This window comes from Streptomyces sp. NBC_01216, assembly GCF_035994945.1.
Lineage (GTDB): Bacteria > Actinomycetota > Actinomycetes > Streptomycetales > Streptomycetaceae > Streptomyces.
The window spans coordinates 293,243-311,520 of the sequence record NZ_CP108678.1 but is presented as its reverse complement, the minus strand read 5'-3'; the positions used below and the strand labels follow the sequence as shown (position 1 = coordinate 311,520).

Here is an 18,278-nt window from a genome sequence, read left to right as displayed (position 1 = left end):
AACGGACGGCTGAGCACATAAGTCCGTACGCGGTGGTGCACGAAGAAGTCGTACGTGACTGGAGACGTTCGTCTGTGCTTTCCCCCTCTCGAGAAGGGGGAAGTACTCCGATACGTGCTCAGGCCGCGGCTTCGAGCGCGTCCGGGGTTCGGGTGAGGGCTCGGAGCCGGGCGGCGAGGCCGGCGGGGCCGAGGTTGGCCAGGGCCCACAGGGCGGTGACGCGCCGGGCGGAGGCCCAGATCCCGGTGGTCGGGGGCAGGAACGGGGCGACGGCGATGCCGCGGGCGGTGAACGGGGCCGGGTCGAGATACGTCATCCCGCCGGTCCCGCACAGATACGCGCCGGCGCCGGCTGCGGCGGTGAGGTCGGCGAGCCGCTCGGATCGCTCGGGCCGGGTGGGCAGCCCGGATGCGGTCAGGACGCGGCCTGGCCAGCCGAGGAGGTCCAACAGGATGCAGGTGGAGGTCTCGGCGACGGCGGCGGTCCGGCCGGTGTCGAACGCGGCCCAGACCGGTTCCAGAGCCATCTGGAGAACGGGCCAGTGGGGGCTGGTCCGGTATTCCTGCCGGATCATCGCCTTGGTCCGCCGCCGGGTCGAGGCGGGATCGGCGATCAGAGCGTCCCGGATGGCGGTCTGGCGGCCCTGGGGCAGGTGGGTGGGGATGGACAGCCACCGAGTCCGGTCCGGGTCCGACAGGGCGGCGAGGCGGGTGCGGTGCTGGTAGTCGCGGCGGGTGAACTGGACGTCGTCGAGGACGATCCAGGTGTCCGCCGCGAACAGCTTGGCCAGGGTGGTCAGCCTCGGAAACACGTTGGGCTGATGCACGGCACTCAGCCCGCGCGGGCCGGGCTGGTCAGGAGATGAGGCGGCTGGTGAAGCCGTCACGGATGAGGGACTCGTAGGCAGCATGCACGTCCTCCGGGACGTCCTGGGCGATGGCGAAGCCCTGCTTCGGATACTCGATCACCCGCTGGAGATCGCCGACGAGCATGTCCACCACGAGCTTCTCGTCGCCGATGGACTTGAAGTAGTCGTCCAGCTCCAGAGGCTCCGACGCACACACGATCTCGACGTCGGGCCACACCTTGCGGGCGGTGGCGAACGATCGCCTCTCCATATAGGGCTTGGAGACCAGCAGGACCGTCGTCGGGACGATGCCGGCCTCGGCCAGCAGGTCGCGGGTGAGGGTGATGTTCTGGCCGGTGTTCGCGGCGTTCGGCTCGACGAGGATCGCCGAGTCGGGGACGCCGAGTTCGAGAGCGTGCTCGCGGAAGTGGACGGCCTCGCCGCGGGGGAAGCGGGCCTTCGTGGTGGGGCTGTTGCCGCCGGTGAACACCAGCGTCGGGAAGAGGCCGCGGTGATAGAGGTCGGCGGCGGCCGCGGCGACGCCGAGGTCGTGACTGCCCAGGCCAATCGCCACGTCGACGGGCCGGACCTGGTGCTGCATCTGGTGGTAGTCCCAGATCAGCTTGGTCTGGCGCCACTGGTCTTCGGTGATGGTCTGCTGGTTGTCGCCCACGCCTGATCTCTCCCTGGTCACCGGCTGGCGGGGCCGGACGGCCCCGTGCTCATGGCCTTGATGCCCTCGATGCTGGCCAGCTGGTGGGACAGCCCGAAGCGGGCGGCCATGGTCGCGGCCTTGTCGAGGACGTCAAGGCCATCATCGCGGGTCGCGGGGTCGCTCAGCAGGATGTGTCCGTGGGCGGTGTCCAGACGGACCCGCTGCATGGGGGCGTCGGTGGTGGCGGTGCCGCGGGCGATGGTGATGAAGTGCAGGGCGGAGGAGAGGTCGCCGGCGCCGCGGTGGGCCAGAGCGATCTTCTGGTGGGCCACCGACCAGTCCTCCGGCTCGGCGAGGTCCTCGAAGTCGCGGGTCGCGGCCAGCATCACGCGGGTCGCATAGTCGTGCTGGCCGTCCTTGCTCAGCGCGGTCCCCACCCACAGCCGTGACCGGGCCCGGTCACGCCGGGAGAGCCGGTCGTCGACCGCGAGGTGCTCATACTGGCGGGCGGCGGTCTCCAGTTTCCCTGACATCTCGGCGACCACGGCTAGGGACAGGTCGAGTTGGGCGATTCGGCGGGGGATGTCGAGCTGGGTGAACAGCGACTTGGCGGTGACATACGAACGCTGGGCGGACAGGGGCCCCATCACGCTGCCCTGGTCGCGCTGGAGGTCGCCCAGGAGGGCGGTCGAGCGGGCGAACAGATACAGGCCCCGGTCATCGAGCCTCAGTGGGGTGAAGCGGGTGGTCCACCGGCTGATCAGGCTCTCAGCGAAGGTGAAGTCCTGCCGGGACAGGGCGACCACAGCCCGGTCGAGGTCGTCGGTCCACGACTCGTACTCCCAGGCCAGCGGCCCGGCCGGTGTCACCCGACGGCCTGCGGTCTCCGTCCCGGGGCGTCCGGTCTCGGACAGGAACGTCTCGAACCGCAGATGGGCGGCCGCGTCCGCGCGGGCCAGGGCCGTGTCGAGGATCGCCTGGGTGTCCGGGCGGGGCTCGGTCATCGCCTGGAGCTTCTCCCACTTGGAGACGGTCCGCACGCCGACACCGAGGTGCTCGGCGAACGCGCGGACGCTCAGCCGCAGCGCGAGCCGGAGTGCCTTGGCCTCCAGTCCGGTCCAGTGGTGCACGGTCGCCACACGTCGCTCCCTTCCCGCCGTCATCGAAGCACGTCGGGCCGGGGCGGGGGGACGCAAGTGCCACGGAAGTACAACAGACGGTCATTCCCCAGTGGTTCGGGCCGGGCCAGGCTGACCGGTGACAGAAGTTTCCGGACCTTCTTGGATGGTTGCGAACGATGGAGCCCCTCACCGAGCATCGCGGCGTCAGCGGCCCGGTCGTCTATGGCTTCCTGAGGCTGGTGCGGGTCTCCCGGGCCCGCCAGGACGCTCTGCACGACGCTCTGGCCGAGTACTGCCGCCGGCACGAGCTCGACCTGCACGGGGTCTTCACCGAACGAACGGCGGGCACCGAGCGGTCGGCCGCCTTCACCGGTCTGCTGGACGTCCTGGACCTGCACGGCACCTACGGCGTCGTCCTGCCCGCCTTCTCGCACCTCGGGCCGAAGGCGATAGCCGCCCCGCGGCGGGCCCGGATCACCGCCTCCGGCGCCCGGCTACTGCTGGTCCGCGGCCCCCACACCCCCCGGCCGGCCGCCTCCGGCCCCGCTGGGCCCCCGTCCGAACGGGGCCGCCGCCGCAGTTCCGGCCCCGCCCCCGCTCTGGACCACGACACGTGAGGCCCCCATGCCTGAAGCGACTCAGAGGTTCTTCGACCACCGACCCGAATCGGTCAAAGCGGCACGTGACTTCACCACCCGGACGCTGAGGGACTGGGGCCTGGACGACACCGGCGACGTCCGCCTGGTCGTCTCGGAACTCGCCACCAACGCGCTCGCCCACGGCAGCGACCGCGACCACGGCTTCCTCGTCCGTCTGGAGGCCCAGACCGACGGGATCCGCCTGGAAGTCCACGACAGCCGCGACCCCCGCCAGCCCCTGCCCGAACCCGCCGACCCGGACCTGGCGGCCGAGACCGGCCGGGGCCTGGTGATCGTCGATACTCTCTCCACTCTCTGGGGTGTCGATCCCCGCCAGCCGCGCGGGAAGATCGTCTGGTCCCACTTCCCCACCGCCTTGCCGGCCACCCCCGTCCAGGCAGGTCAGGAGGTCCGGGCGTGCTGACCCGAACCGCCCCCACCACCGACCCGGACACCGGACTGCTGGCCTCGCTGAACGCCTGGACCTGGCCCGGCACCACCCCGGACGGACAGCAGGTCGCTCATCTCCTGCTGGCCCACCGGCTCGGCCGCACCAGCCACGACACCCCCGACGCGATCGAGGCCCGCATGCGGCACCTCGCCGAGACCCTGGGCGGTCTCGCCAGGGCCGAGGACCCGGCCCCCGAGACCCTCGGAACCCTGGTGACCGTCGGTTCGCACATCCTGCTGCGGTTCCCCGGCGCCCGCTGGGGCCTGAAACTGCCCGGCCACCCGCAATGGACCCGCCTGGTCCACGACAGCGGCAGGGCCGCCCTGATCCTCGGCCTGGACCCGCTCGCCCAGCGGGCCGACGCACCCCGCGTCGACGCCTACCTCGACGCCGCCCTCGCCCGCGGCCGGCTGCTGTTCGGCTTCGCCTGCCGCACCTCCCGCACCGCCTGAACCACCCAGCCCCCATGCACCGCCCGACTCACCTTCCGGAGAGGGAACTGCCATGGAAATCCTCGAGCGCGCCAGGCTGGACGCCTACTTCACCAAAATCGCCACCACCTTCGCCCCCGACGAAGTCGCTGCGGGTACGACGCTCTCGTGTCCGGCCGGCCGGTAGACGATCAGGTGCGTCATCTCGCGGCCGCGCGCGTCCTCGATGACGCTGTACCCCTGGTCGGCGAGGTAGCGGGTGAGACGGTCCAGGCCCGCATGGTGGTGCGCACGGTCCGCGGCCGTGTACGTGCCGACGCTGCCTTCCCTCTTCGCCCGGCCCACCGCGTAGTGGACCCGGACGCACAACTCGGCGCCGTCGACCCACTCCTCGCCATCCCGCCGCACCGACTCCTCCCAGCAGAAGTCGGGGCCCGAGTCCCAGATGTCGCCGCCGGGTTCGTGGGCGAACCCGCCGGCCCGCAGCACCGGCATGATCTTCCATGCGCTCCACCCGTGGCTCGAGGGGGTCCGGCACGTACGGACCAGAGGGCTTGGCGGGCGGCCTGGAGCAGGCGGGGCACAACAGGTGGCCGTCGCCGCTGGGGTGCTCGGTCCAACCGGCCGCCTCCACCTTGCTCTTGGCGTGATCGGCCGAGCGGACGGTGAGTTCGATGGCCGTGGGGCACCGGCGGCAGGCCACCTTGGCAATGAGGTCCATGCCGTCATTGTGCCCGCGGCCAAGGCGCGCCACAGGAGGATCAGGCCCCTGGGCCAGGTCTGCGCCCGCTGCGCGGGGCGGCTGCCCGGACTGCTGCCGGACGCGGTGGTCGCCCAGGAGTTGGCCCAGCGGGCGATGTTCGAGCGGTGGGGGCGACAGCGGGTGGTCGACGTGTCCGCGCTGCCCTCCCCCGCGCTCGCCCCGGTCGGCTCCTGCTCCAGCCCGGCCGAGTGGGCGCAGCAAGAGTACCGGCACCTGTGGGCCGTGTTCGTGGAGCGGTGGTGCGGGCGGCTGGAGGAGGAGTTCGCCTCCCAGCACACGGGCGGGGAGGACGAGCAGTTGCTGATGGTGGCCGACTGGCCGCTGACCCACCGGGGCGACCTCGCCTACCTCTCACAGTTCCGGCAGATAGGGCCGGCGGTGCCCGCCGGGCTCCGCGAGGAGGCGTACGGGCGGAACCGGAAGCGGCACGCCGTGGTACTGGCGGTGCCGAGGTACGCGGTCGAGCACGCCGTCGCGCACGAGGACCGGCCGCGCTGGGGTCAGGCCACGGTGCTGACCGCCGGCGACGCCCTCGACACCCCCTCACCAGAGACCGCGCAGGCCGCGGAGTCGGCCGCGCGCGTGATGCTGCGAACGGTGTACCCGTACCTGCCCGAGGACGTCACCGCAGACGGGAAACGGCCGCAGGCCTCGGCGCCGGTCCGGGCGGCGCGCGCCGAGCAGCGCGCCGCCCGCCCCGACATCTCCGACACCCACTGGGCGCAGCAGCGCGAACGCGATGCCCGGCGGCAGTGGCGGCACGCGTTCGGCGAGGGCGTGTGGGCGTGGGTCCCGGACGACACCGCGACCGGCCCGGCCTCGGCTCAGTTGCAGGACCTGGCCGAGCACCACTACTCCTGGATGGTCGTGCGCCTGGACGTCGAGGCCGGGCCGCGCGCCGACAGGGCACTGGTGAGCCTGTACGGCCTGCTGACCGGCTGGGACGCCCGCCGACGGACACTCACCTTCACTCCGCAGCACGGCCACCGGCCGATACAGGTACCGGTGCACCGGATCGTCGCCATGACCGGAGACCGCGAGCGGCACGGCCGGCGCGAAGCCCCGATGCGGGAGCCCTACACGCCGCCGCGCCAGTGGTGATCCCGCCGGGCCGTACCGGTCCGGCTCCGGCGTGGTGAAGCCGACGGCAGGCAGCGAGCCGGGACCGGGAGAGCACGGCGGCCACATGGTGCCGCATCGGGACAGCCGTCCGGCCCGCGTGGGTTGTGTGGGAGCACGCTGCGTGGGGCGGGGCGGATCCCCGCCCCGCCCGGGGGACGCTGATTCCCCGACGGTGGCCTGCCCTGGGCTCGGTAGACTCTCCGGGAGCCGAATGCGCAGTACCGACGGGCTACAACGGGGGGGTGTGGTGGACAACGCGTTGGTGATCGCGCCGGCCGGATCGGTGAGCAGCACGGTCCTGCCCTCGGATGCCGAGGGGTGGCGTGCCGCGATCGGGGAGTTGGTGGGCGGCGGCGCGGACCAGGGCCGCTATCACCCCGAGGTGCTGCTGCACGTGCGCGGCAACGGGAGCCCGGAGCCGAACCTGACCGCCTGGGCGCTGGCGTCGACTTGGCGCAACCTGGAGATTTCCTACCTTTTGTACGGGACTGTCGTCGTGACCGGTCCCGCGTCGGGCGCGGAACTGCCGGCGAACGTGGCCGCGCAGGTGCGGGCGGCGGGCGACGCGGTGACAGCGATCATGGACGAGTGGCGGAGCCGTCGGCCGATCTCCAATGACGCCGCGGTGGCCGAGCTCCTGGCCGGGGTCCGGCACAGCCTAGCCAGCCTGCCCTGACGGCCCTCCGGGCCGGCATACGGCACGGCCGCCCGAGGAACGATCTCCCACCCGGGCCGCCCGCAGCCACCTTGCGCTCTTGCCGCTCGCCACAGGGCCCGATGCGGCGAACTGCCGGTGCGGATCTCCGTACCGCCAGGACCGCCGCGCCCGTGATGGCGCCCCGAGCCCGGCAGGGGCACATCCCGGGGTCTCGCCCCTGCTCCTCTCCCCGTACAGGCGGTTGCCCGGCCCCGGCCTGGGGTGTCGGCCCCAGGCAGCGCACCGCCCCGGGCGGCCTCGGCCTCGCCTGTCGCCCGTACGCGCCGTCGGGGCCGATCACCGCTCACGCCGTGCGGTCTCCGTGGGCCACCAGCAGACGGTCTCTGGCGGGCGCGGGGCGGGTGAAGTCTCCGCGGGGGAAGCCTTCGATCCAGATGGGCTGGTGCTCGTCGACGCTGGCGTAGTAGTGGTTGCGCCAGTGTCCGCGGACCCAGTGGCCGGCCAGCGTGCGGCCTTCGGCGGCGGCGCGTGCGGCGGAGAGTTCGTGAGCGGCGGCCTCGGGGCGGCGCAGGGAGATGCGCCGGAAGCTCTCCTGGCGGATCTTGGCGCTGCGGGCGACGGCGCGTACGGACTGGTGGATCTTCGGGGAGTCCTCGCGGGTCAGAGGCTGTCTGGCGAGCGCGGAGAGGGCTCGCAGCATGGAGACGCCGTGTGTGCCCGCGTCCGCGGGGGCGTCCCACGGCACGATGTAGGCGAGGTGGGGGTAGAGCCCGGTGAGCTGCACCGTGGCGCCGTTGATCTCGTAGGCGCCGGGCGGCTGCCGGATCCAGGTGAAGGCGTTGATGCCGTTGTCGCAGCTGGCCCAGGTGATGGCACTGACGGGCGGCTGGTCGGGGCGTGACCACTCGAAGGCGGCTGACGGGACGGGCTTGGCGAAGAGGAGGACGCCGATGGGGGCCAGGAACTCGTCGCGCCGGACGTGCTGACGGGGGAAGGTCTGGGCGGTGGCTGTGACCATGTCGCACATGGGCGCGTCCGCGTAGACGGTGTCGGCGTTCTGCCAGACCGTCAGCGGGTCCGGTTCGTCCGCGGTGAGGAGCGCCATGCGTTCCTTGAGGGAGGCGGACGGCCACTGCTCGGGCCATGCCGCCTCCCCGTAGGCGATCCCGTCCGCGGCCAGGTAGCGGGGCCACTGATCCGAGCCGAACCATCCCGTCAGGCCGGCTTTGAGGCGGATCGCATCGACCTGCGTCAGTGGGCGGGAAGCATGCGCGTGGAGCCGCGAGCGAAGAGCGGGAGCGCCCGCGCCGGAACCCGTTGCCCGCGTTCCGGCCCTCTTGGTGTTGGAGCGGCGCGCCGTCACGATGCGCTGCCCGTGCCGTCCGGGGCGTCCGGTCGGTTCGCGCTCCGCTCGCGGGGCGGGCGCCCCAGGGCCTGCTCCACGTCCGCGACCTCGGTGCGGCCGTAGGCGATACGGGCCCCGGAGATGGACATGCCGGCGGCGCTGGCGAGATCGGCGAGCACGTAGGGGCGGGGGCGGGTGAACTCCCGTCCGTAGGCGATCAGCCGGCGGATCTCGGCCTCGGCCTGCTCCTTGCGGTATCGGGCGATGCCGATGGCGGACAGCAGCGGCTCGTTCTCCTCGCTGTCCGCGTCGGCGGCGGCCTCAAGGCTTTGGATCATCTCCTCCCGCCGGGCGTGGATGGAGTCGCATACATCGCTGTAGATGTCGTCGGGCACTTCTCCTGGGCTGGGCATCGGATGGCAGATGGCGGCGATGTCGCTGAATACGCTCATGCCGTCCATCATGCCAGATTTTGCAGTGAGTGCAATTGTTTGCACTCACTGCAAAATCTGCTCGGGCGTGGTCCCCCTGGGTCAGCGGTCGGCCAGCCGGTTGCGCAGCGCTCGGGCGGTGGGGTCGGTGCGCTCGCCGAGGTAGGCGTTCAGCGCCTCGTACTCGCCGCGGGTCAGCGCGACCGGCGCGCCTTCGGTGTCCAGCAGGTCGAGCGCGGAGGACGGCTTACCGTCACCGGACTGCGCGCCGTCGACGAAGCCGATATTGCCCGCCTGGATGGTGAGGCCACGAAGGACTGCGCCGTCGCCAATGCTGTTGTAAACGCTGCCCATGTTCTGCTCCCTGCGGGTTGACGGAATCTTGAGGTCGACCGTAGCTGCTGTGGATCTTGGGCGGAACTGCCGAGTGATCTTCGCGCTCCCTCCCGTTGCCACGGAGCCAGACAGAAGAGCGCCATCCCGAACTATGTTGCTTAAGGATACGAGTAAGCATAATGTGTGCACATCCCCGCCGACTCCGACCCTCTCCGGGGCGCGCCGACCCAGGCCCGGAACACACCCTGCCGGCCCGGCACAAGGCCCCGGCGCCCCGACCCTCCCGATTGGATGGACAGTGCCCTCGATCCCCGCGGACACCCGAAAGCAGATGGCCGCCTACCTACAGCAGCTGGCGGCCCGCATCAACGAGAAGGGGTACGCCATCCCCTTCATCCCGGCCGACCCCCGGACCGGCGAGCCCTCGCTCGCCTACACGGTGGGACTACACGTCCGCCAGGGCTACGAACTGGCGGTCAGTGGGCTCGACTATAAAATGTCCTGCTCCGCACTCAACTCCCTGGCCGTGCGGCTGCTTGAGCAGCAGACTCCCCCGACTCCGGCGATGGAGGTCAAGGGCATCACCGGGGGCGGCTACTCGCTGCGACTGAGGCAGGCGGACAGCCCATTGCCGTTCGTCCTGGTTCGCACCGTCTACCGCCGCAACCCGCCCGTGTGGCAGGCGGTCTGGCCGGACCGGGAGGGCCGATTCCCCGGCGATGTGGCGTGCACCCTCTCGGCAGGGGCACAGCTCCTTCTCTAGCACATTGCTTAACTCTGTGATTTCACGTATGGTTTAGCTAGCGGCGCGCGGCGAGCCGGTCATCACAACGTCGGTCTCCTCGTCAGAAGGGCACAGCGATGCGAATTTCGGAACTTCTCAACCGGCTTGAGGAGCAGCAGCAGCGCGTAGGGAACGTCGAAGTCACCTCGATCCTCTCCAGTAAGTGGGAAGGCGCCGAGGGGCCCGTCATCGGCGTGAAGGCCGATCGGGGTCACCGCGGTACCGGCCCCGTCACGGTCCTGCTCGAAGGGCGCAACGACGACGAGGACGCCCCGCAGACGCACTCCGAGCACCCGCTGACGGTCCGCGACCTCATCGACCGGCTCACCGAGGTGCAGGAGAGCACGGGAGACGTCGACGTCAAGCTCCTGATCACCGGGGAAGACCCCTACGGAGGCGAACTCGGTCCGATCACCGAGGTCAGCGCACTGCGCTGGGCCAGCACGACCCTCGACGGGGCCACCGCCGCCTCGACCACCATCACGATCTCGGGGCCGATCGAGAGGTGACCGGCCCTCGGAACCTCCACCGCCCCCGCGCTGACCCGCCTACCCGGGTCAGCCCGAACCTCGGAGCAGCCATGTCCGTGCCCCCGCCCGCCCTCGATGCCACGAAGCGCCGACCGTTCCTGCCCCAGGACTTCGACGAGCCTTGCGAGGGCTGCCTCGCCCCGGCCGGCTCGTACTGCCGCGCGGGATGCGACTGCGGCTACACCGCCGAAGACGCCCAGGCGGAGGCCGCTCGCGGGTAGTCAGCCCCGCCCGGCCCGGCCAAGCCCGGTCCAGCGTCCCGCCGTCCCCCACCACCGCCACAAACCCGCACGGAGCCCCCATGCGCATGCTGCTCCCCGCCACCCGGCCGGGGCACCGGGGCGGGTGCGTCCGGGCCCGCCAAGGATGCACCTGCTTCTACTTCACCTTCGCCCGGGGCCGGGCCAAGGTGGCCGAACGACGGATCGCCCGCCGTGTCGAGTCGCGCCGCTGGCGGCGGGACGAAGCCGCGCTGGACACCTGACCGCTGCACGGCTCAGCCCGCCCCGCCCCGGGGTTCCCCTCCTCACGCCGGACTGCCCCGGCACGCACCGAGATTGGACTTCCCATGACGCACGACCCCATGCCCGCAAGCCCCCTCCACCGGCCCGGCGTCACGGGCGCCGCCGCGCTGCGTGACGCGGCCGCCGAGATGGATCGCCGCCTTGAACTGACCGCTGACGACCCGCGGGTGACCAAGTCCTCCGTCCTGAGCTTCCTCAACCGCCACGCCGACGATCTGGACAAGGGCCTGCCCGCGGGATGGGCGACGGTTGACCTGGGCGCACTCGACGCGGTGCTGCTCGCGTCCCTGGGTCCCCACGGGCGCGACGAGATCTTCGGAGCCTGGAGCAGGGCAGCGGCCGAATCGCCGACGCGGACGGAGACCACCGGGCCACCCGTCGGCCGCCGGATCGACGTGGTGGTCGACCGCGCCCCCGACGACGGCACCGAGGTCCACGTCTACATGGACGGCGCCCCCGCCGAGGCTGTCGTGCACACGATCGACCCGGGGCGCAGCGGGGCCGACCACGAGTGGTGGGACTCGGTGACGACGCTCGGGCCCGAGGTGCCGCAGGCGGTGCGCGACAAGGTTGGCGAGTACGCGGACGGCTACCACGATCCCGAGAAGTGCGGGCGGTCGTGCGCGTGAGGTCCCGCCCGTCCGGCGAGTGCGGGGCCCACCGCGCATCCGCCGGGCCTGTCCCGATGTTCCCTTCGTTCCTGTCGGCCGCGCCGGGCACTGCCCGGCGGTGCCGTTCCTGTTGGAGAGGTGTCCGTTGAACAGCGGCAAGCACGCCGAGTTGTCGTCGCGGGTCTGGGCGGTGAGCGAGCTCCTGCGCGGAGATTTCAAGCAGTCGGAGTACGGCCGGGTGATCCTGCCCTTCCTGGTGCTGCGTCGCCTGGAATGCGTCCTGGAGCCGACCAAGGACGCCGTCCTGGCCGCGGTCGCCGAGGGCACGCCGGACGGCGGGTTGCGGGCGATCACGCGGGCCGGCTTCTGCAACACCAGCCCGCTCGCGCTGCGCACCATCGCGGGCGCAGGCTCGGACTGCGCCGAGCAGCTGCTCGCGTACTGCGGTGCGTTCTCGCCCGAGGCGCGAGAGGTGCTGGAGCAGTACGGGTTCGGCCCGCAGGTGGAACGGCTGGCCGGGGCGGGACTGCTGCACCATGTCGTGGGGCGCTTCGCCGAGCTGGACCTACGGCCGGCCGAGGAGTCCGCCGGGCGCGCGGTGCCCGCGGGCGAGGGCGGGGGGCCACGTGGGGTCGTGTCGAACCACCAGATGGGTTACCTCTTCGAGGAGTTGATCCGGCGGTTCGCCGAGCAGTCCCACGAGACGGCCGGGGAGCACTTCACACCGCCGGAGGTCGTCCGGCTGATGGTGAACCTCCTCGCCCCGGCCGACGGGCAGGCCCCGGGCGAGCCGGGGGCGCCCCGGACGATCCTGGACCCGGCGTGCGGCACGGGCGGCATGCTCAGCGCCGCGCAGGAACAGCTGCTGCGTCTTGACCCCGACAGCCCGGTGGAGGTGTTCGGGCAGGAACTGAACCCAGAGTCCTGGGCGATCTGCCGCTCCGACATGATGGTCAGGGGCCAGGCCCCCGAGGCCATCGTGCTGGGCAACTCCCTGACGCAGGACGGCCATGCGGGCGCGACGTTCGACTACTTGCTGGCCAACCCGCCGTTCGGCGTCGACTGGCGCAAGGCCCAGGACTCCGTCGAGCGCGAGCACCGGGAGCTGGGCGAGCGCGGCCGGTTCGGCGCCGGCCTGCCCCGGGTCAACGACGGCGCGCTGCTCTTCCTCCAGCACATGATCGCGAAGATGAAGCCGGTCGACGCATCGGGGAGCGGTGGCAGCCGGATCGCGATCCTCTTCAGCGGCTCCCCGCTGTTCTCGGGCCAGGCCGGGTCCGGGGAGTCCCGCATCCGGCAGTGGATTCTGGAGAGCGACCTACTGGAGGGCATCGTCGCGCTGCCCGACCAGCTCTTCTACAACACCGGCATCTCCACCTACGTGTGGGTGCTGACCAACCGCAAGGCCGCGAATCGGAAGGGCGGTGTCGTCCTGCTGGACGCCCGGGAGCACTGGCGCAAGATGCGCAGGGCGCTGGGCGACAAGCGCAAGGAGCTCGGTGAGGAGCACATCGCCGAGCTGACCCGCCTGTACGCCGGGGCGCCGCCGGTCCCGCCGGCTCACGCGCCCGGTGGTGCCGGCGGTTCGGCGGACGGGAAGGTGAAGGTCTTCCGCAACGAGGACTTCGGCTACCGGAGGATTACGGTCGAGCGTCCCCTCCGGCTGCGCTTCGAGGCCAGCGAGGCGTCGATCGCGCAGCTGGCGTCGGCGAAGCCGGTCCAGCGGGCGACTGACGCGGTCGCGTTCGCCGAGGCGTTGCGCCCGCTGGCCGGCTCGGTGTGGGCGACGGCGGCTGATGCCCTCGACGCGCTCACAGCCGCGGTGGCCGCGGCCGGCCTGGCGTGTCCGTCGGGTGCCGCGTTCGTCCGGGCGCTGCGTGAGGCGTGGGGCGTGGCCGATCCCGGGGGCGAGGTGCAGGGCTCGAAGGACGGGCCGCTGCCGGACCCGGCGCTGAGGGACTTCGAGAACGTCCCGCTCGGGCAGGACCCGGAGGAGTACCTGCGGCGGGAGGTGCTGCCATTCGTCCCCGACGCCTGGATCGACCACGCCAGGACGAAGGTCGGCTACGAGATCCCCTTCACCCGCCACTTCTACGTCTACAAGCCGCCTCGGCCGCTGGAGGAGATCGACGCGGACCTGAAGGCCGTCCAGGCCGAGATCCAGGCGCTCTGGGCCGGTCAGCCCTGGGCCGCCCCGGACGCACACCACATTTCTTAAGGTTGCGAATTCGCACATGGCCGGACAGCGGGGCGGCCCGACTGCCCTGCCTCCGGCCTCTTTCCTGGAGTACGACATGACCCTGTACGGCATCCCTCCCGCCGGCTTCCGGCGCTTCATGGTCCCCGAGAACGGCCGCGAGCACGGCCGGTCCATCGTCGACGCCGCCCATGGGTGGTGGCTGGAGAACCGGGGCGGCACGGGCGAGGTGGCCATCGCTGTCGGCACGCTGGCCGGGCTGGCCCTGTGCTCCCCCAGCCGAGCGGACGGGCCGGACTACGGCCCGCTGCTGATCCCCCTGGACGACGGGGAACTGGCCGACGCCCTGCGGGCCAGCTGGAACAGCCTGTGGGCGTCCGACCCGGTCCTCGCTGATGCCGCCGGGCCGCTGCACGCATGGCTCGCCGATCCGAGCGAGAGCGACATCCGCGGCCTGGCCGACTACGCGCGCATCCTCGTGCGGGCCGGACTGCTGGAGTACTGCAGCGACCTCGCCCGCTGCGAGTCGGAAGACCTGCTCGGCCTCCTGGTCCAGCGGATGCGCGGCCACGGCCAGAAGCAGGCCACCGGCGAGTTCTTCACCCCCTCGATCGCCGCCGACCCCGCCGGCGAGATCATGCTGACCGACCGCCCGGCACCCGGCGCCGTCCTCCTCGAACCGTGCGCCGGCACCGGCACCATGGTCCGGGCCGCCGCCGCGGCACTGCGCTTCCAGGGCCTCGACCCGGGCCACTACCACTGGTGGCTGAACGACCTCGACACCATCAACTCCGCCTGCTGCGCGGTCAACTCGCGGCTGTGGCGGCTGGGCAGCAACGTGACGGTGTCCTGCGGCGACGCCTTCGGCGACCCGCGCGACCTCGAAGAGCCCACGCACCGGCGCGCCGAGCGGGCGATCGCCGAGCACAAGCACCGAACGCTGCTCTACCCCACCCGCACCCGGCCACCGCACTGGCATCTGTGAAGCACCCCACGACAGAACAGCAGCCCGCGCCGGCCGGACGGGCACCTCGGCCCGGCCGGGCGCAGGGCGGCACCCTCGCCCGATCCGCACCCAACTTCAGGAGAGAGCCATGCCCAACCGACTCGCCGTGATCAAGACCCTCCGGCAGGACGTACTGGGGAACCACCGCTGGGACCAGCGCACCCGCAGCTACACCACCATGCCCACCGAGGACGTCTGGGCGGTCGAGGACGCCATGGCGGCCATCCTGGAGCGAGTGGCGCGCGCCGTCGACTGGCCGCGCCTGATCATGGAAGCCACCCAGCGCCACGCGGCGCTGCACCCCCAGGCCCCCGCGACCTTCCGGGACTGGACGCCCGAGATCGGCATGTGCCGGCAGTGCCTGGTCGAGGCACTGCTGAGCGACGAGACCGGAGCGACCAACTGGATCACGCACCCGACCACCCCGAGGGAACACGACCAGACGGACTGGCCGAGCATCGTCGCCACCCGCCTCCCCCACCGCGCGGCGGCAACCTGGCATCCGTACGAGGGCGCACCGGACGCCCGGAGCGACCGGCGGCAAGCCGGCCCGGCGGAGCCCGACAGGGAGACCGCCAAGCCCCGCTGACGACCGCGAAGGCCGACCAACACAACACACACATTGCTTAACACTCTGAGTCTGTGTAATGTATGTGCCGTGGGGAGGGCGCACCGCCCGATCCCGCTCCTGTAGCTCAGCGGAAGAGCGGCCGTAAAACGGAACGGCGTCATGACGAGACGGTTGCGGATGCACCGGGACCGGGCCCTGGCCAGCCAAAAGCCCCAGGGTTGGGGAACCTCAACGAGGGGCTGACACCCCCGAACCCCCGGCAGGGAAGCGCGTTTTCCAAGCTCGTCTACCCGGCGCGGGTTCGACTCCCGCCAGGAGCACGACCACCCGGCCGCGGCGCAGCGCGCCGCGGCCACAACAACGACGGAAACGGAGAACAGCCATGCGCGCAGAGATCAGCTTCGACCTGGGCATCAACGACGGCGAGGTCGAATACGAGGCGGACTTCACCTGGGAGACCGGCAGCCTGCCGCTGCCCCGCAAGGGCGACCGGGTCGCCCTCGGCGAACTGATGACGATCGTCCAGTCGGTGACGTTCTCGTGCCAGGACACCGGATACATCGCCACCCGGGACCACGCCATCGACGACGTGGAGGTGCACCTGGCGCTCCGGCTCGGCAAGAGGGAGCGCAAGGCCCGATACCAGCCGGCGGAGTTCTACACGATCCTCTCGCAGCTGCCCAGCGTCTCAGGGCTGCACGTGACCGGCGCCGACCAGTAGCCCGCCTGTTCCGGCGCCGCCCGCGCGGCGCCGGAACGGACCCGATCCCAAGGAACTGCCCGGATGACCACGCACCGCCCCTCCGACGCCGCCCTGACCGGCCTCGCGCTCGACCCCCACGCCCGCCACGTCCCGTCCTGGATGTACATCCAGGACTCCGGGCCCGGACTGGTCACCTTCGTCGGTTCCAGCCGCATCCCCGACACCGGCGACGCCCACCCTCTGCGGTACGGCAGCCGACGCAGCCACCAGCTGGTCGTCGGCGAGATCATCCTCCGCCCCCACTACGCCGTCGGCACCGACGCCGTCCGCGGCCAAGGGCTCGGAGGACTTGTCACCCACGGCCACGACTTCCGCGCCTTCCTGGAGCACGGCGAGGTCCTCCTGGACCCGTACGGCCGCTTCCCCGGCGTCCCCACCTCCTAATGACGTTGTCAAGCCGCAGATGCAGCAGAGAGTCCATGCTCGTAGCACCGTCCGTCACGGATCAGGGCCCACAGGACGTTGACTCGTCGTCGGGCAAGGGCAAGGACGGCCTGGGTGTGTCGCTTGCCTTCGGCGCGCTTGCGTTCGTAGAAGCGTCGCGAGGCGTCGCAGTTGCGGATGCTGATGAGTGCGGAGGTGTAGAAGACGCGTTGCAGGCCGCGGTGGTAGCGCCGGGGCCGGTGGAGGTTGCCGCTGACGTTGCCGGAGTCGCGGGGCACCGGCGCGACGCCGGCGAGGCTGGCCAGGCGGTCGGCTGTGCCGTAGCGGCTCATGTCGCCGGCGGTGGCGGCGAGGAACTCGGCGCCCATCAGCGGGCCGATGCCGGGCATGCTCTCGATCACTTCGGCGAGCTCGTGCTCGCGAAACCGGGCCGCAATGAGCTTGTCGATCTCGGCGATCTGCTCGTTGAGGCCCATCACCTCCTTGGCCAGGGTGTGGATCACCTGCGCGGTGATCTTCTCCCCGGGGACGGCGGTGTGCTGGCGCTCGGCGGCTTCCATGGCGGCCTCGATGAGGGCTTCGGGGCTGCGGACCTTGCGGTTACGCAGCCACGTTTCCAGCCGCTTACGGCCGGTGCGACGCAGACCGGCAGGGGTCTGGTAGCCGCTCAGCAGGATCAGCGGACCGTTGTTGCCGAGGTCCAGTGCTCGTTCCAAGGCAGGGAATATGCTTGTGAGTTGACCGCGAAGGCGGTTGATCCGGCGGGTGCGGTCAGCGGTCAGGTCGGCCCGGCGGTTGGTGAGGACTCGCAGCTCGATGGCGTGCTCGTCGTCCGGCCGCAGCACGGTCAGGTCCCGGCGCATCCGGGCCTGGTCGGCGATGACGGTCGCGTCCTTCGCGTCGGTCTTGCCCATGCCCCGGTAGCCGGCCGCGGCCCGGTTGACCGCCAGGCCCGGTATGTAGACCAGCTGCTGGCCGTGATTGAGCAGCACGTTGATCCACAGGGCAGCCATGCCATCGGCGACGTCGACCGCCCAGAGCACATCCTCGTCCACGGCCAGTACGTCGGCGAGGAGTGTCAGAAGTTCCGGCTCGTCGTTCAGGACCCGGCGCGAGAGCCGCTTCTTTCCCTCGGCGTCCAGGACCACGCAGTGGTGGTGTGTCTTGCCAATGTCCACGCCTGCCCAGATCTGGGGCACGGTACCTCCGGTTCGTCGGTGTGCGCTGTTCTCCCGAACGACCTCGCCAGCGTGGTCCTACTCAGCGATACACCCGCAGGTGCCCGCAGCTCCTAATCAGCGGCCGAGTCGTCGTGAGACACCGGGCGGCCAGGTGGACGGAGCCATCCAGGGCAACCAACTGAGAGCCATACCCGGTGTCTCTGGGCCTCAGGACCTTACGACAGCCCGTTCAACCCACGAACAACGTAGGACCAACTGAACCGCCGTCCGCTCCGACCGCGCGACGCTCACCCTGAGGAATCCGATGACCGCCACCACCCTGACTGCACTCCCCGGCGATGCCGGGCCCACCGCCGTCGCCGCAGCGCTCGCCGAGCTCGCCGCCGTCTGCGAGCAGCCGTTCGACCAGTGGGACCGCGTGCGCAGCGAGCGCGTCCAGGAGCTCACCGGCTGGCTCCAGTGCGCGGCGATGTGCCACAGCCACGGACTGGACGGGGCCCCGGGCCCGGCCGGAGGGTCGTCCCGCGACGTGGTCCACGGCCTGATCACGGCGCACGCCTCGCTGCTGGCCCGTCAGAGGGCCGAGATCACCCCTTTCGTCGGGCCGGACGGTGCGCTGCTGGGCAACGACTACGACGACCACGACCGGGCCGCCGACCGGCACGTCGAGGAACGCGTCCAGATGCTCGGCACGGTCATGGCCGTCCTCGCCGGTGAGTTCGGCCGCCCCGCCGTCACCGCTTCGGAGCCCGACCCGCAGGACGGGATGGACGCCGTCCTGGACGCGATGACGGACCCTGACCTGGAGGGCGGCGACATCGTCGAGGCCATCAAGGACCGCCTCCACGCCCTCGGCTTCGACCTCAGCATCGCCGAGGACGACGACGCCTGAACCACCGCACCGTCCGCCGGAGCGGCGCCGGCACCCG

The 18,278-nt window shown here is 71.4% G+C and carries 24 protein-coding genes; 16 read left to right on the top strand and 8 right to left on the bottom strand.

The features are described 5' to 3' along the window. Positions 1–118 precede the first annotated feature (118 nt). Genes OG393_RS34040 through OG393_RS34030 form a run of 3 tightly spaced genes read right to left on the bottom strand, consistent with a single transcriptional unit; the run spans position 119 to position 2,641 of the window. On the bottom strand, positions 119–811 hold the full coding sequence (locus tag OG393_RS34040) for a WbqC family protein (RefSeq protein WP_327378935.1): 693 nt from the start codon (positions 809–811) through the stop codon (positions 119–121). Positions 812–854: 43 nt separating this feature from the next. After that, a complete protein-coding gene (locus OG393_RS34035) occupies positions 855–1,520 on the bottom strand; it encodes a YdcF family protein (RefSeq protein ID WP_327378934.1) in 666 nt (221 codons plus the stop codon). A gap of 17 nt (positions 1,521–1,537) precedes the next feature. Then, positions 1,538–2,641, bottom strand: a complete 1,104-nt coding sequence (locus tag OG393_RS34030; protein ID WP_327378933.1) for a helix-turn-helix domain-containing protein — start codon at positions 2,639–2,641, stop codon at positions 1,538–1,540. Positions 2,642–2,799: 158 nt separating this feature from the next. On the opposite strand from OG393_RS34030, the gene OG393_RS34025 reads away from it, so the two are divergent. The 3 genes from OG393_RS34025 to OG393_RS34015 are packed head-to-tail and all read left to right on the top strand — an operon-like array spanning position 2,800 to position 4,164. After that, on the top strand, positions 2,800–3,240 hold the full coding sequence (locus tag OG393_RS34025; RefSeq protein WP_327378932.1) for a hypothetical protein: 441 nt from the start codon (positions 2,800–2,802) through the stop codon (positions 3,238–3,240). 7 nt (positions 3,241–3,247) lie between these two features. After that, positions 3,248–3,685, top strand: a complete 438-nt coding sequence (locus OG393_RS34020) for an ATP-binding protein (protein WP_327378931.1) — start codon at positions 3,248–3,250, stop codon at positions 3,683–3,685. Continuing rightward, positions 3,679–4,164, top strand: coding sequence for a DUF5949 family protein (locus tag OG393_RS34015; RefSeq protein WP_327378930.1), 486 nt, complete (start codon positions 3,679–3,681; stop codon positions 4,162–4,164). Before OG393_RS34020 ends, OG393_RS34015 begins: the two co-directional genes overlap by 7 nt. A gap of 84 nt (positions 4,165–4,248) precedes the next feature. On the opposite strand, the gene OG393_RS34010 is transcribed toward OG393_RS34015, so the two are convergent. After that, entirely contained in the window at positions 4,249–4,638 is a 390-nt protein-coding gene (locus OG393_RS34010) for a hypothetical protein (protein WP_327378929.1), read from the bottom strand. A 235-nt stretch (positions 4,639–4,873) separates the two neighbouring features. Here OG393_RS34010 and OG393_RS34005 point away from each other — a divergent pair, with 235 nt between their 5' ends. Together OG393_RS34005 and OG393_RS34000 are read left to right on the top strand one after the other, a co-directional pair. Then, positions 4,874–6,007, top strand: coding sequence for a hypothetical protein (locus OG393_RS34005; RefSeq protein ID WP_327378928.1), 1,134 nt, complete (start codon positions 4,874–4,876; stop codon positions 6,005–6,007). 265 nt (positions 6,008–6,272) lie between these two features. After that, on the top strand, positions 6,273–6,704 hold the full coding sequence (locus OG393_RS34000) for a hypothetical protein (RefSeq protein WP_327378927.1): 432 nt from the start codon (positions 6,273–6,275) through the stop codon (positions 6,702–6,704). A 325-nt stretch (positions 6,705–7,029) separates the two neighbouring features. Here OG393_RS34000 and OG393_RS33995 read toward each other — a convergent pair whose 3' ends face one another. The 3 genes from OG393_RS33995 to OG393_RS33985 form a co-directional block, all read right to left on the bottom strand. Continuing rightward, positions 7,030–8,049: a hypothetical protein gene (locus OG393_RS33995; RefSeq protein ID WP_327378926.1), complete on the bottom strand. Its 1,020-nt coding sequence runs from the start codon at positions 8,047–8,049 to the stop codon at positions 7,030–7,032. Next, the gene (locus OG393_RS33990; RefSeq protein ID WP_250305406.1) at positions 8,046–8,483 is read right to left on the bottom strand and encodes a hypothetical protein; all 438 of its coding nucleotides are present in this window, start codon (positions 8,481–8,483) and stop codon (positions 8,046–8,048) included. Before OG393_RS33990 ends, OG393_RS33995 begins: the two co-directional genes overlap by 4 nt. Positions 8,484–8,564: 81 nt before the next feature. Then, positions 8,565–8,816, bottom strand: a complete 252-nt coding sequence (locus tag OG393_RS33985) for a hypothetical protein (protein WP_327378925.1) — start codon at positions 8,814–8,816, stop codon at positions 8,565–8,567. Positions 8,817–9,129: 313 nt separating this feature from the next. Between OG393_RS33985 and OG393_RS33980 the strand changes: the two genes are divergently transcribed. The 10 genes from OG393_RS33980 to OG393_RS33935 all read left to right on the top strand — a co-directional run bounded on the left by OG393_RS33980 (position 9,130) and on the right by OG393_RS33935 (position 16,168). Then, positions 9,130–9,561, top strand: a complete 432-nt coding sequence (locus tag OG393_RS33980; RefSeq protein ID WP_327378924.1) for a DUF4262 domain-containing protein — start codon at positions 9,130–9,132, stop codon at positions 9,559–9,561. A gap of 98 nt (positions 9,562–9,659) precedes the next feature. Continuing rightward, on the top strand, positions 9,660–10,091 hold the full coding sequence (locus OG393_RS33975) for a hypothetical protein (RefSeq protein WP_327378923.1): 432 nt from the start codon (positions 9,660–9,662) through the stop codon (positions 10,089–10,091). 71 nt (positions 10,092–10,162) lie between these two features. Beyond that, the gene (locus tag OG393_RS33970) at positions 10,163–10,333 is read left to right on the top strand and encodes a hypothetical protein (protein WP_250305402.1); all 171 of its coding nucleotides are present in this window, start codon (positions 10,163–10,165) and stop codon (positions 10,331–10,333) included. A gap of 80 nt (positions 10,334–10,413) precedes the next feature. After that, complete coding sequence (locus OG393_RS33965) at positions 10,414–10,596, top strand: hypothetical protein (RefSeq protein WP_327378922.1); 183 nt, start codon at positions 10,414–10,416, stop codon at positions 10,594–10,596. A 99-nt stretch (positions 10,597–10,695) separates the two neighbouring features. Further along, entirely contained in the window at positions 10,696–11,265 is a 570-nt protein-coding gene (locus OG393_RS33960) for a hypothetical protein (protein ID WP_327378921.1), read from the top strand. Between the two features lie 127 nt (positions 11,266–11,392). Further along, positions 11,393–13,465, top strand: a complete 2,073-nt coding sequence (locus tag OG393_RS33955; RefSeq protein WP_327378920.1) for a type I restriction-modification system subunit M — start codon at positions 11,393–11,395, stop codon at positions 13,463–13,465. Positions 13,466–13,481: 16 nt separating this feature from the next. Continuing rightward, a complete protein-coding gene (locus tag OG393_RS33950; protein ID WP_327378919.1) occupies positions 13,482–14,429 on the top strand; it encodes a hypothetical protein in 948 nt (315 codons plus the stop codon). A 109-nt stretch (positions 14,430–14,538) separates the two neighbouring features. Continuing rightward, positions 14,539–15,039, top strand: a complete 501-nt coding sequence (locus tag OG393_RS33945) for a hypothetical protein (RefSeq protein WP_327378918.1) — start codon at positions 14,539–14,541, stop codon at positions 15,037–15,039. Positions 15,040–15,403: 364 nt separating this feature from the next. Next, positions 15,404–15,742, top strand: a complete 339-nt coding sequence (locus tag OG393_RS33940) for a hypothetical protein (protein ID WP_250305397.1) — start codon at positions 15,404–15,406, stop codon at positions 15,740–15,742. A 63-nt stretch (positions 15,743–15,805) separates the two neighbouring features. Beyond that, positions 15,806–16,168 (top strand): hypothetical protein, encoded by a 363-nt coding sequence (locus tag OG393_RS33935; protein WP_327378917.1) that lies wholly within the window; start codon positions 15,806–15,808, stop codon positions 16,166–16,168. An 8-nt stretch (positions 16,169–16,176) separates the two neighbouring features. Here the strand turns inward: OG393_RS33935 and OG393_RS33930 are convergent, their stop codons facing one another. Beyond that, positions 16,177–17,367: an IS110 family transposase gene (locus OG393_RS33930; protein WP_327378916.1), complete on the bottom strand. Its 1,191-nt coding sequence runs from the start codon at positions 17,365–17,367 to the stop codon at positions 16,177–16,179. A 286-nt stretch (positions 17,368–17,653) separates the two neighbouring features. Here OG393_RS33930 and OG393_RS33925 point away from each other — a divergent pair, with 286 nt between their 5' ends. Beyond that, positions 17,654–18,241: a hypothetical protein gene (locus OG393_RS33925; protein ID WP_250305395.1), complete on the top strand. Its 588-nt coding sequence runs from the start codon at positions 17,654–17,656 to the stop codon at positions 18,239–18,241. Positions 18,242–18,278 lie beyond the last annotated feature (37 nt).